Origin of the sequence: Aliarcobacter lanthieri (assembly GCF_013201625.1) — a bacterium.
GTDB lineage: Bacteria > Campylobacterota > Campylobacteria > Campylobacterales > Arcobacteraceae > Aliarcobacter > Aliarcobacter lanthieri.
On record NZ_CP053839.1, the window covers coordinates 1,395,171 to 1,409,419 of the forward strand.

Annotated in this window: 12 protein-coding genes; all 12 read left to right on the forward strand. The window is 25.0% G+C overall.

The window, feature by feature from the left end:
• Positions 1-2 precede the first annotated feature (2 nt).
• Positions 3-1,196, forward strand: coding sequence for a tRNA (guanosine(46)-N7)-methyltransferase TrmB (trmB, locus tag ALANTH_RS07030; protein ID WP_026807875.1), 1,194 nt, complete (start codon positions 3-5; stop codon positions 1,194-1,196).
• On the forward strand, positions 1,193-1,855 hold the full coding sequence (locus ALANTH_RS07035) for a cell division ATP-binding protein FtsE (protein WP_026804508.1): 663 nt from the start codon (positions 1,193-1,195) through the stop codon (positions 1,853-1,855). The genes trmB and ALANTH_RS07035 overlap by 4 nt, the downstream gene beginning before the upstream one ends.
• Positions 1,842-2,660 carry an FtsX-like permease family protein gene (locus ALANTH_RS07040; protein WP_026804509.1) on the forward strand — a complete coding sequence of 273 codons (819 nt, stop codon included), beginning with the start codon at positions 1,842-1,844 and terminating at the stop codon, positions 2,658-2,660. Before ALANTH_RS07035 ends, ALANTH_RS07040 begins: the two co-directional genes overlap by 14 nt.
• On the forward strand, positions 2,653-3,897 hold the full coding sequence (locus ALANTH_RS07045; protein ID WP_026807876.1) for a murein hydrolase activator EnvC family protein: 1,245 nt from the start codon (positions 2,653-2,655) through the stop codon (positions 3,895-3,897). Before ALANTH_RS07040 ends, ALANTH_RS07045 begins: the two co-directional genes overlap by 8 nt.
• A gap of 9 nt (positions 3,898-3,906) precedes the next feature.
• Complete coding sequence (locus ALANTH_RS07050; RefSeq protein WP_026807877.1) at positions 3,907-4,335, forward strand: hypothetical protein; 429 nt, start codon at positions 3,907-3,909, stop codon at positions 4,333-4,335.
• Positions 4,332-6,110 (forward strand): penicillin-binding protein 2, encoded by a 1,779-nt coding sequence (gene mrdA / locus ALANTH_RS07055; protein WP_026807878.1) that lies wholly within the window; start codon positions 4,332-4,334, stop codon positions 6,108-6,110. Before ALANTH_RS07050 ends, mrdA begins: the two co-directional genes overlap by 4 nt.
• A 55-nt stretch (positions 6,111-6,165) precedes the next feature.
• Positions 6,166-6,894 carry a flagellar type III secretion system pore protein FliP gene (fliP, locus tag ALANTH_RS07060; RefSeq protein WP_026804513.1) on the forward strand — a complete coding sequence of 243 codons (729 nt, stop codon included), beginning with the start codon at positions 6,166-6,168 and terminating at the stop codon, positions 6,892-6,894.
• A 23-nt stretch (positions 6,895-6,917) separates the two neighbouring features.
• On the forward strand, positions 6,918-8,855 hold the full coding sequence (locus ALANTH_RS07065; RefSeq protein ID WP_026807879.1) for an HD domain-containing phosphohydrolase: 1,938 nt from the start codon (positions 6,918-6,920) through the stop codon (positions 8,853-8,855).
• Between the two features lie 121 nt (positions 8,856-8,976).
• Positions 8,977-10,326, forward strand: a complete 1,350-nt coding sequence (locus ALANTH_RS07070) for a TolC family protein (RefSeq protein WP_026807880.1) — start codon at positions 8,977-8,979, stop codon at positions 10,324-10,326.
• Positions 10,323-11,036 (forward strand): efflux RND transporter periplasmic adaptor subunit, encoded by a 714-nt coding sequence (locus ALANTH_RS07075; RefSeq protein WP_026807881.1) that lies wholly within the window; start codon positions 10,323-10,325, stop codon positions 11,034-11,036. Before ALANTH_RS07070 ends, ALANTH_RS07075 begins: the two co-directional genes overlap by 4 nt.
• Before the next feature lies 1 nt (position 11,037).
• A complete protein-coding gene (locus ALANTH_RS11490; RefSeq protein WP_029888341.1) occupies positions 11,038-12,591 on the forward strand; it encodes an efflux RND transporter permease subunit in 1,554 nt (517 codons plus the stop codon).
• The gene (locus ALANTH_RS11495; RefSeq protein WP_026807883.1) at positions 12,588-14,243 is read left to right on the forward strand and encodes an efflux RND transporter permease subunit; all 1,656 of its coding nucleotides are present in this window, start codon (positions 12,588-12,590) and stop codon (positions 14,241-14,243) included. Before ALANTH_RS11490 ends, ALANTH_RS11495 begins: the two co-directional genes overlap by 4 nt.
• Positions 14,244-14,249 lie beyond the last annotated feature (6 nt).

Sequence of the window (14,249 nt, forward strand, 5' to 3'; positions counted from 1 at the left end):
TAATGCCTCATATAGTTTTTAAAAGAGATAAATTACTTAAAACTCCTATTAAACAGGAGAAGATAGAATTTCTGTTTACAGCAATTTCATATCATGGTGAAGAACAAAATAGAAAATTAGAATATAAAGTTGCTGTAAAAAATGAGGATAAAGAATTTTTACTTACAATAAAAGATAAAGATAAAGACTTATTAATAAAGTCTGATAAAACTACTAGAATTTCACCTGTTACACTCATAAAAGATGCTTTAAATAGTTATGTAAGTATTAATAATGCAGAAACTATATTTTCAAATACAAATAACCTAAAACAAAAAAAAGAGCAAGAACATAAATATTTAAAAGATATAAACTACTTCGTAGATGAATTCAAAACTTCTAATGAAATTCAAATTGAAATAGGATTTGGAAGTGGAAGACATCTTTTATATCAAGCAAAAAACAATCCAAATATTCAATTTATTGGACTTGAAATACATTATCCATCTATTGAACAGCTTTTAAGACAACTGGAATTACAAAATATAACAAATGTTTTAGTTGTAAATTATGATGCAAGACTTTTTATGGAGTTTATTGAATCAAATCAAGTTGGAAAAATATTTGTTCATTTTCCAGTTCCATGGGATAAAAAACCACATAGAAGAATATATTCAAATGAGTTTATTTATGAAGCATTAAGAGTATTAAAAGTGGGTGGAACTTTAGAGCTTAGAACTGATAGCAGAAAATACTTTGATTTTTCTTTAGAACTACTTACAAATTTAAATAAAGCAAATATCAGTATAGATATAAATAAAGATTTAGAAGTTTCAAGTAAATATGAAGATAGATGGAAAAAACAAGGTAAAAATATATATGATGTAATTTTAACTTCACAAAAAGAAGATAAAAAGATAGACTTAAATTATGATTTTAGCTTTGAATTTGATATATCATTTGATAGATTTTTAAATAATATTCCATTTAAAGCAATTATACTAAAAAGTTTTTTTGTTCATATCGAAGAATTTTATACAATAATTGATGAATTAAACTCTGGTTTAATAAAAGTTACAATGGGGAATTTTGATAGACCTGTAACAAAATATCTTTTAATAAAAGATGGAAAAATATCATATTATCAAGGTGATCCTTTACCAACAAGTTCAAATATACAAGCTCATAAAAAATTAAAAGAGATTTTGTCTAGATGATTACTGCAAAAGATTTGTATTTGACTTATGATAATAATAAATATATTATTAAAAGAGGTAGTTTTAGTATAAAACCAAAAGAATTTGTATTTATTGGAGGAACTTCTGGAAGTGGAAAATCAACTTTACTAAAATCTTTTTATGGTGATATTGCAATAAAACATGGAAGTTTAAAAATAGCTGGACAAGAAGTTTTTGGAATAAAAGGTAAAAATTTAAGGCTACTAAGAAAAGATATTGGAGTAATATTTCAAGATTATAAACTTATAAATGAGTTTACAATTGAAGAAAATATTATGATTCCTCTTAGAATAAATAACTATTCAGAAGAAGTTTCAAAACTTCAAGCAGATAATTTATTAAAACATGTAAAACTATCTCATAGAAAAGGATATTATCCAAATCAACTAAGTGGAGGAGAGCAACAAAGAGTTGCAGTAGCACGTGCTTTAGCTCATAATCCAAAAATAATAATTGCAGATGAACCAACTGGAAACTTAGATGACTTTAGTGCTGATGTAGTATGGAACTTATTAAAAGGTGCTAATGAACAACTTGGAATTACAGTTGTTGTAGTAACACATAGAGTTCCAAAAAATTTAGGAATAAACTTTAGACAATTATCAATAGAAGATGGGATAATATATGAAGTCTCTTAAAGCCATTTTTGCATTTTTAATCCCTCTATTATCAATGTTAATAACATTTTGTATATTTTTAATAATAGATAATATAGTAGATAATTATAAAACTAAAATATCAAGAGATTATTCTATTGTTGTAGTTTCTACAAATCCTTTAAATAAAGATTCTTTAAATGAATTAGCTGGAATAAAAGTTGAAAATATTCAACTATTACCAAATGATAAAATAATTGAAAATATAAAATCAAATTTGTCATCAAATTCAATAGAATTGTTAAAACAAAAGCTACCATATTTTTATCAAGTTTATTTAGAGATTTTTCCGACAAGTACAGATTTGGAAGTTATCAAAAAAACACTACTTTCAAATAAAGATATAAAAAATGTAGAAGTTTTTTATAAAAACCATAATCAAGTATATTTACTACTACTAATTTTAAATAGTGTCTCTTTTATACTATTTTTTATTATAACAATTTTTGCAATAATCATAATTGCAAAACAGATAAAACTTTGGTTTCATGAGCACCATATAAAAATTTCAATACTTAAGCTTCATGGAGCTTCTATCCTTTATAGTGCTTCATCAGTTTTAAAATATGCACTTATTAGTTCTTTGCTAGCTTTTTTACTAGCTAGTGGTTTTTTAGCATATATTTCTAATAATATAGATCTATTATTTCCTTTAGAGCTACAAGATATTGTTGATATCAAAATAAATATTTTTGAAGAGATAATTAAAATATTTATACTATCTTTTTGTATATCAATATTCACAATTCTTGGAGTTCTTTTAAAGTATAAGATAAACAATGATTAAAATAGTTTTTTTAATATTTTTATCATCTTTTTTATTGTTTTCATCTACTATTGATAAAAAAATACAACAAAATCAAAAGATTTTAGATACAAATAAAAAAACAAAAGAAAATACAACTTTAAAAGTAAAAGAGTTAGCTGATAAAATCGAGTCTCAAAATAATAATATATCAAAATTAGAAACAGATATTGTAAAAATAAATGAAGATATAGAACAACATCAAAAACTTCTTGAGTCTTCACAATCAAAACTAAATGAACTTCAATCAAAATCTAAAGATTTATTAAAAGAAAAGAATAGTAGTGAAGAAGAAATTATAAATACAATAGTTGAAGAATTTTCTATATCAATGGCTTTAAAACTAGCATCAATAAACTCTTTACAAGAACTTATTGACAATGAGATTTTTAATCTTTTATCAACAAATTCTAAACAAAAAGTTTTACAATTAAATGAGAATTATAATAAAATATCTGAAAATACAAAGGCAAATCAACAAGAAATAAGTAAATTAAATACTTATATAAAAGATAGGTTAAAAACAAAAGAACAATTTACAGCTTTAAAAACAAAACATGCAAGCTCTTTACAAAATCTAGAAAAAGAGCATAAGTTATATCAAGAAGAGTTAAAAAAAGTAGCTCAACAACAAGAATCAATAAATAATATTTTATCTGATTTGAAAATATTAAAACAACAAGAGATAAAAAAAGCTCAAGAAGATAAAAAAGTTAGCCAAGAAGATGAAATACAAACTACAAATGTAAGAAATCAAAAATTTGCAAAAGATTTAGATTTAGATGTGAAGAAAATAGGCTCTTCAACAGATGGAATAAAAATAACAAAATATAAAGGACCTAAAACAATAGCTCCACTAAAATCTTTTAAAGTTGTAAAAAACTTTGGAACATACTATGATCCAGTATATAAAATAAAATTATTTAATGAATCAATAGTTTTACAATCAAATGAAAAAGATTCTAAAGTTGTTTCAGTACTAAATGGAAAAATTGTATATGCGAAAAAAAATGCTGGAATGCTTGATAATGTTGTAATTATCCAGCATGAAGGAGGATTACATACTATTTATTCTCATTTAGATGATATTGCTCCAAATTTAGTTGTAGGTAAATGGGTACAAAAAGGTTCTGTTGTAGGTAGAGTAACATCAAATTTAACTTTTCAAGTTACAAAAGATTCAGCGCATATAGATCCAAGAGATCTATTTAATATTTAGGAAATCAATATGGTAAGAAATAGTTTAGATAATCCTTTCTTCCTATTCTTTTTACTAGTTTTTGCAGTTAGCATAAACTTTTTAGCATCAATTCACTTTTTAGTTATTTTATTTGCAGGAGTTTTATCAACAGCTTTTTATAGAACTCTAAAACAAAAATATTATTACTCTTTTGGATTTGTTATTATTGCTTTTTTAATAATTGAATTAAATATGGGATTAAAACCATTTTCTCTGTCTTTATTATCATTTTTTATGTATTTATTTATTATTCCAAGATATGAACAAAGTCATACAAATGGATTTTTATATATAATATTTTTTTATATAGGATTAGCTATATTATGGTATTTGTTTTTTCATTTTGAAAACATATCTATATATATTCTTATAATAAACTTAATAATAGATCTTCTTATATTTTGGATATTTTTATGAATTGGCGATTAAATATTATCTATATTTTTGTTTCACTTATTTGTGTGATGATACTTTCAAGAGTATATTTTTTAAGTATTAAATCAAATACTTATTATGAAGAATTATCAAAAAACAATTATATTAAAAAGACTTATAAAGCTCCTACCAGAGGAGTAATTGAAGATAGAAACGGAGAACCATTAGCACTAAATCAAATGGGTTTTTCTATACTTATAAAACCTCATTTGAGAGGTAAAAAGAATCAAGAAAAATTAGAAAACATTATTGATATTATAGTTGAACAATTTCCACAGTATGAAAAAGCAAAATTAATCAAAGATTATATTAGAAATGATTCACCATATAATCATGAGTTTATAAAGATAATAGATTACGTACCTTATGAAGATATATTTTCTAAATATACATTCTTAGCAACTCAAGAAGATATAAAAATTGAATCTTCATCGAAAAGGTATTATCCACATAAAGAGTTAGCTGCACATATAATTGGGTATGTTGGAAGAGCTTCAAAACTTGATATTATAAACAATGATATAGCAAAATATAGTGGTATTGTAGGTAAAAGTGGTATTGAAAAATACTATAATGAAAAATTACAAGGAACACTTGGATATAAAGATACAAAAGTTAATGCTTTAAATAAAGAAATAGAAGTAATAGATGAAAAAGAACCATCAAATGATAATAATGTAAGAATTACAATTGATGTAAATTTACAAAAATATCTTCAAGAACTTTTTATTGATAAAAGTGGTTCAATTGTTGTAATGGATGCAAATAATGGAGAAATAATTGCTGCTGGCTCTTTCCCTGAATATGATAGTAATATTTTTGCAAGAGGTATTTCTCAAGCTGAATGGAATGAGATGAGAAATGATTTTAATCACCCATTTACAAATAAGATTATAAATGGGCTTTATCCTCCTGGTTCAGTTATAAAAATGGGAGTTGCATTATCATTTTTAGAAAATGGAATTAGTGAAAAATTTAGTGTAGATTGTACTGGTTCACTTCCTATTGGAAATAGAAATTTTAGATGTTGGAAAACAATAGGACATGGTCATATAGATTTTAGAAGTGCAATAGCACAAAGTTGTGATGATTTTTTTTATAAAGGTAGTTTAAAAATAGGTATCAACAAAATATCTAAAACTCTAGATAAACTTGGGATTGGACAAAAATCTGGAATAGATTTAGACAATGAATTTATAGGTATAAATCCAAATAAAGAATGGAAAGAAAATAGATTAAAAAAACCTTGGTATATAGGTGAAACAGTAATTACTTCTATTGGACAAGGAAATATGCTTACTACACCTTTACAAATAGCTAGATACACTGCTTTTTTTGCATCTGGAAAACTCCCTAAACCACATTTAACAAAAGAAGCTTATGAAGAACCACAAGAATTAGATTTTAAAAAAGAGTATGTTGAGTTAATGCAAAAAGCTATGTTTGATGTTTCAAATGCTCCAACAGGGACAGCTAGAAGGTACTCTACTTCAAAAGTAACTATTGCATCAAAAACAGGAACAGCACAAGTTGTATCTATTCCTCAATCTGAAAAAGTAAGAATGAAAGAGAGTGAACTTGAGTATTATCAAAGATCACATGCTTGGATTACAGCATATGGACCATACAAAAATCCAAAATATGTTGTTACAATAGTTCAAGAACATGGAGGTGGTGGAGGTAGTGCTACTGGTGGCGTTGCTAGTAAAATCTTTGATAAACTTTATGAATTAGGATATATAACAGAACTTGAATAACTTTACTTTAAAAATTTTTAGTTAGAATTACATCTATTTTAATTAGGATACATATTTGAAAATAATTTTTTTCATACTTTCTTTATCAGTTTTTTCTTTAGCACAAGATCCTTTACCAATGGTAAATTTATCTATTGCAGCAATAGAAGAACCTGTACAATTTGTAAAAACAATCAATATAGCTATAATATTAGCTCTAATGGTACTTGCTCCATCATTATTGCTTATGGTTACATCATTTACAAGAATTGTAGTTGTTTTAGCTCTTTTACGTCAAGCATTAGGTTTACAACAATCTCCTCCTACACAAATAATTATTTCATTAGCACTAATTTTAACTATTTTTATAATGGAACCTTATGGTAAAAAAGCATGGGATGAATCAATTGTTCCATATATGGATGAAAAAATATCTTATCAAGAAGCTTTTACAAAAGGTGTTGCACCTTTTAAAGATTTTATGATAAAAAATACAAGAGAATCTGATTTAGCACTATTTTATAGAATAAAGAAAGAACCTAATCCTAAAAATATTGATGATGTAGCTTTAACTTTATTAGTTCCAGCATTTATTGTAAGTGAGTTAAGAACAGCTTTTGAGATAGGATTTTTAATATTCTTACCATTTTTAATTATTGATATAATAGTTGCATCAATATTAATGAGTTTGGGTATGATGATGTTACCTCCTGTTATGATCTCACTACCCATAAAAATAATATTTTTTATAGTTGTTGATGGTTGGCTGTTAATTATCGGAAACTTAGCACAATCCTTTAAATGATGTTTATAGTCTAGGTTTTATATATGAAAAAATTTTTATACTTTAGTATTATCTTTATTGGTTTACTCTGTTCCTCTTACTTTTTTTATTACTTACCAAATACATATGATATAACAAATGATATTTACTTAGAAAAAAGTAGAATGATGAGAGAACTATTTTTAGATGAAGTAAAAAAGAAACAAGAAAAAACAAAAATATTTGCATATTTAATAAGCCAAGATTCAAAAATAATAAATGCTCTAAAAAATAATGACAAAATAAACTATGATAATGTTATGAATTTTCTACATAAAAATGGAGATTATAAAAATCTTTGGCTACATTTAATTTCAAAAGATGGTTATAGTAGATATAGAAGTTGGAGTGATAAGAAAGATGATTCTTTACTAGAATTCAGAGATGATTTAAGAGAATTATTTAAAGATCCAAAGCCAAGTCAAGCAGTTAGTTCTGGACTATTTGACTTAACATTTAGAAGTATACAACCTATTTATGATGGAGATGAGTTTTTAGGTTTTATTGAACTTATTTCAAAATTCAATTCTGTAGCAAGTGCTTTAAAAGAGAAAAAAATTGAACCTCTATTTTTATTAACAGAAGAAAGAAGTAAAATATTAAAAGAACCTTTTACACAAATGTTTTTAGGTAAAAATTATATTGCAAATCTAAATGCTTCAAAAGATATTATAAATTTACTTGAAAACACTGATATTTCTAATTTTGTAAATATTGGTAACTATACAACTTTTGATAAATATTTAGTTAGTAATCTTGAAATAAAAAGTGTTGATGGAAATAACCTAGCACTATTTTTAATGTTCTTTGATAAAAAGAATTTAGATTTATTAGAATTATCAAAATTTAGGAATCAATACTTAAATACAATTGTTGTATTTATGATAATATATACTCTTACTTTTTTATATTTTGTTAAAACATCATATGCAAAAAAATTAAGAGAGGAAGTAATTGCTAAAACCGATAAAATAAATTCTCAACAAAAGAAATTAAAATCTCTTCTAACAATATATGATAAAAATGTAATTTTTTCTAAAACAGATTTAAAAGGAGTTATTACTCATGCAAGTAGTGCTTTTTGTAAAATTAGTGGATATTCAAAAAGTGAATTAATAGGAAAACCTCATAATATTGTAAGACATCCTGATATGCCAAAAGAGTTATTTCAAAATATGTGGGAAAATTTAAAAAATAAAAATAATGTAACTGCTGAAATAAAAAATCTTAGAAAAGATGGTTCATATTACTGGGTTATTGCTGATTTAGAACCAGAATATGATGAAAATGGAAAACATATAGGGTATTTTGCTGTAAGAGAAGATATAACAGCAAATAAAGAGATAGAAGAGATTCAAAGAGAGATTATATTCACTTTAGGAAGTATTGCAGAATTTAGATCAAAAGAAACTGGTGAACATGTAAAAAGAGTTGCTAAATATTCAAGTGTTTTAGCCAAAGCTTACGGATTAAGTAAAGAAGATACTATGATGCTTGAAATGGCAAGCCCTATGCATGATATTGGTAAAATTGCAATTCCTGATAGTATTTTAAATAAACCAGGAAAATTAACTTTTGATGAGTTTGAAATTATGAAAACACATACTTTAAAAGGGTATGAAATGTTGCATGTATCAGAAAGACCTTTATTTAAAACTGCTGCTCAAATTGCTTTAACTCATCATGAAAAATATGATGGAACTGGTTATCCAAATAATTTAAAAGGTGAAGATATTCCAATCTTTGGTAGAATTACTGCATTAGCAGATGTTTTTGATGCTATAGGAAGTGATAGATGTTACAAAAAAGCTTGGGAACTAGATAAAGTACTTGAACATTTAAAAGAACAAAAAGGAAAACATTTTGATCCTAAGCTAGTTGATATATTCTTTCAAAATCTTGATAGAATATTAGAAATAAAAAATAAATATCAAGATACTTAATAAAACAAACTTATAATATAAAAAATATTTATTTATAATATATAATATTTATTTATAATTCTATTTGAAAAATATTTTTTTTTAGATATAATCCTTCAACTAAATAGAGGTAGGATTTTATATGAAGAAATTATATCTAACTTTATGTTTTCAAACTATATTACTTTCACAAACTATAAGTTTTGATGAAACTTTGAATCAAGCTTTAGAAAATAGTAAAGATTTAAAAAAACAAGAGCTAAATATACAAATAGCAAAAGAAGATAGTAAAAATATAGATGCCTTAAACTATGGAAAACTATCTTTAAATTCAGATATTAGCCGTACAAACCATGCTGGATATGTTTTTATGGGAAAATTATCAAGTAGAGAAGCAACTTTTAGAGATTTTGGATTTATTCAAATGAATGATGGAATAGATACAGTTCCAAAAGATCTAAATAAACCAGAACCCATTACTAGTATAAATACTTATATAAGTTATGATTTACCACTTTTTACTGGTTTTAAATTAGAAAGCTACAAAGATATATCAAAACTTCAAGAAAAAGCAAATGAAGTTTTATATAATCTTGATAAAAAGAATTTAGAATTTGAAGTTTTAAAAGCTTACAATAGTGCAGTTTTAGCAAAAGATTTTATAAAAACTATGCAAAGTGCAAAAAAAAGTATAGAGTTTATTCACAATGGTGCAATAGAGTTTCATAAAAATGGATTTGTTACAAAAATAGATGTAAATGAAGCAAAGGTATATATGTTAAATGTAAACTCTAAACTAATTCAAGCACAAAATAATTTTAATTTAGCCTTAGCATATTTAAGATTTTTAACTTCAAATGATAATATAAGTGATGTAGCAGAGATTGAAAATATATATTTTACTTTAGAAAGTCAAGAAGATTTATATAAAAAGGCCTTAGAAAAAAGAGATGAAGTAAGTTTACAAAATATCTCTATAAAAGCAAACGAGAAAAATATATCTGCACAAAAAAGTGCATACTATCCACAAGTTTTCACACATTTAGAGTATGGAGTAAATGACGATAGATTTACTACTTCAAAAGACAAAGACTACTATATGGCACTTTTAGGAATTAGTTTAACTATTTTTGATGGTTCAAGAATTACTTTAATCGAAAAAGCAAGACTTGAAGCATTAAAAGCAAAACTTGATTTTGAAAAATTAAAAGATGGTATAAAACTAGAACTTGAAAAAGCTATTTTAGAATATAAAACAAAACAAGCAGTTTTAAAAGAAAAACTAGAAGCAAAAGAGTTAGCAAATGAAGTTTTAAATCAAGCAAAACTTCAATATAAAAATAGACTAATATCTATGACAACTTTGATAAATCAACAAACAAACTTTGAACAAAGTCAAACTATGCTTTTAGAAGCAATCTATGAAAACTCATTAGCTTTAGCAAAAATAAACCTAGTTTTAGGAGAAAATTTGAAAAAGGATAACCAATGAAAAAATTATTAACTCTTTTTATATTAGCTACAAATCTATTTGCTAACTCTTTAGAACTTGATGGAATTGTACAATCACAAAATGAAAAAGTTATATCAAGTAAAATGATGGGGTACATTACAAAAATATATGTAAATGAAGGTGATAGCGTAAATAAAGGACAATTACTATATGAAATTGACCCAACAGATATTATTCATAATAGTGATATTTTAAAAAATCAAGTACAAAATCTTGAGTTAAATCTAAAAAGATATAAAGATTTACTCAATCAAGATTTAGTTTCAAAGTTCGAGTATGAACAGCTAGAACTCAATTTAATAACAGCAAAAGCAAAATTAAGTGAATTAAATGCAAACTTTAATTATTTAAAAGTAAAAGCTACAAACAATGCTTTAGTTATCAAAAAATCAATCAAAGAAGGTGAAATGGCAATGCCAGGAATGCCTCATTTAATTTTAACAGATTTAGATGATTTGATAATAAAATCAAATATTGCTGAATCAAACCTAAAAAATATAAAAATAAATCAAGAAGTGAATATTGAGATACCTTCGCAAGAGTTTAAAGCAAAAGGTAAAATAGTTGCTATTTTTCCAAATATTGCTTCAAATACTCACTCTTTTTCTATAAAAATCTCTTTTGACAAAAAAGATTTTCAAATATACCCAAATATGTATGCAAAAATATCTATAAATTTGGATAAATAATATGGAAAAAAAACTAAATATCGCAGGAAAAATAGCAAAAGTTTTTATAAATCACCCTTTAACTTTTATTTTAGGAACTTTTATTTTAATCTTAGGATATTTTTCACTTTTAATTATGCCAAAAGAGGAAAACCCACAAATAAAAGTTAGTGGTGGTGTTGTAATCGTAGCTCTTCCAGATGCAAAAGCTAGTGAAATTCAAAAAGTAATTATAGAACCACTAGAAAAAAAGATAAAAGAGATAAAAGGTGTTGAACATATCTACTCTTTTGCAAAAGATAGTGTAGGGATTGTACAAGTACAGTTTTTTATTGGAGAAGATAAAGAAAAATCAAACTTAAAACTTTATGACCAAGTTATGAGAAATATGGATTTAATGCCAAAAAATGCAATGCAACCAATAATAAAAACAATGGATATAGATACAGGTATTCCAATAGCTGCGATAGCTTTTTATAGTGCAAAAAAAGACAATAAAGAGTTAGTCTCAAAAAGTGAACTTTTTAATGAAGTAAGCCGTATTTCAAAAGAGATAAATAAAATAAAAAATGTAGCAATGGTTGATTTAAAAGGAGATAAAAAAGAACAGTTTAATATTTTAGTTGATATAAATAAGCTAAGTTCTTATAATTTAGCTTTAGCACAAGTTATGAAACAAATTCAAGCTTTAAGTTTTAATACTCCAAATATAAATACAGATACATTAAATAATCAAGCTGTGGTATTTTCTATACAACAAGCAATTCAAAGTGTAAAAGATTTGGAAAATTTAATCATTTCCTATAACTTCCAAACTCCAGTTTATCTAAAAGATATAGCAAAAATAGAAAAATCTTATGAAATACAAAATAAAAAAGATGCCTATATCTATTCAAAAGATGAAAACTTTGAAGAGAATAATCAAATAACAATAACTGCTTCAAAATTAAAAGGAGCAAACTCTGTAACTATAAATGAAGAAATTTTTGCATATATGCAAACTTTAAAAGATGATTTACTAGAAAAAAATATAAAATATTCAATTACAAGAGATGATGGATACACTGCAAACAATGCTGTAAATGCTTTGGTTAAAGATTTATTGGTTTCTATTGTAATAATATCAATTTTATTAATCTTTACTTTAGGATTTAAAGAAGCAATGATAGTATCTCTTACTGTTCCTATGATTTTATCTTTAACTTTATTTATTGGTTTTTTACTAGGAGAAACAGTAAATCGTATCACTTTATTTGCTTTGATTGTATCACTTGGAATGCTAGTTGATGCTGCAATAATAGTAATAGAAAATATTCATAGACATAAAAAAGAACACCCAAACTTAGACTTAGAAACTTTAGCAATCAATGCTACAAACGAGATAGGAAACCCTACAAACATAGCAACTATTGCTATAATTATGGTGTTTATACCTATGTTCTTTGTTGGTGGAATGATGGGTGAATTTATGCACCCTCTTCCAGTTTTTGTGCCTATTTCACTAGCCGTTTCACTATTTATTGCTTATGCTTTTACTCCATATTTAGTAAAGAAGTTTTTAGGAGATAATAAATGAAATTAGAAAAAATCATTTTAGATATTTTAAACTCTAATACAAAAGTAAAATTAGTATATTCAATAACTCTTATACTATTTATTTTATCTATTCTTACATTTCCAACAAAAATAGTAAAAGCAAAAATGCTTCCAAGCAAAGATTCAGATAGCTTTTCTATATATATTGATTTAAAAGATGGTTCAAGTATAAATCAAACAAAAGAAGTTGTAGATTGTGTAGTAAAGAATTTAAAAGATGATGAAAACATTTTAAATATCTCAGCATTTTTATCACAAGGTCAACCTATTGATTTTGCAGGACTTGTAAAACAAAGTGCCTTAAAAGACAAACAAAGCCAAGCTGAACTTATGATAAATATAAAAAAAGCTAAAGATAGAGATATTTCAAGCTACAATTTAATAAGCCATTTAAGAGAAGATGTACAAAATAACTGCTCACAATATGAAGCAGTTATAAAATTTATAGAGCTTCCAGCAGGTCCTCCTGTACTAGCTTCACTTGTAGCTGAAATATACGGTGGAGATAGTTTTAATTCAAGAAGAGATTTTGCTATAAAAATTGCTGAAATTTTCAAAAAACAAACTACATTAGTTGATATTGATATTTTTGCAGATAAGGATTTTGTATCTTATAATTTAGAAATTTTAAGTAACAAAGCTATTATGAGTCAAGTTGATTTAGAACATCTAAAAGCAACTTTATACTTAGCTTTTGAAGGTATGCAAATAGGAGTTATAAATGATAAAAATGCACAAAGTCAAATCCCTATTTTTTTAAGACTTGACAATTCAAAAAACCTAGAAAATAATTCAAAAGAAGCATTAAAAGTAAAATTAAATAGCCTAAAAATCATGAATAATATTGGACAAATGATAAGTATTTCTGAACTTGTAAATATCAAAGAGAGTTTAAAAGAACCAACTTTAACATCAAAAAATATGAACTTAATAATAAATGTAATAGCTGAAACAAATAAAGATAGCCAAATTTATCCACTTTTGAACTCAAGAAATGATATGTTAAACTCTTTATCAAATGATTATGAAGTAAGAAAAACAAATATGTTAAACCTATCTTTTATAGATAAAAATACAAATGAGAAGTTTGATTTAGTATTTGATGGAGAATTAAAAGTTACTATTGACACTTTTATAGATTTAGGAGCTGCATTTATTATAGCTTTAGTTTTAATTTTCTTACTTATGGTAATTTATTATAAAAATTTTGCTATAAGTGGTGCTATAGTTTTATCAAGTTTTATTTCTATTATTGGAGTTATTATTGCTCATATTATTATGGATTTATTTTCAAGTGATACTTTCTATCTAACTGCAACTAGCCTTATAGGTTTTATTGGGCTTATTGGGATAAATTCAAGAAACTCAACTTTAATTATAGATTTTGCAAAGCAACTTGTAGTTGAAAATAATTTAGGACCAAATAAAGCAATAGCAAAAGCAGCAGCAACTAGATCAAAACCTATTATTTTAACAGTTTTAGTTCTAGTTTTTGCAAGTAGCTTAATAGCAAACGACGCTGTATTTGGTGGGCTTGGAGTTGCACTTATTGGTGGAACTTTAATATCTTATATAGTTTCTATGTTTTTTGTACCAGTAGTAATAAGAAATAGTTTAAAAAAAATTGTTTAATTAAAA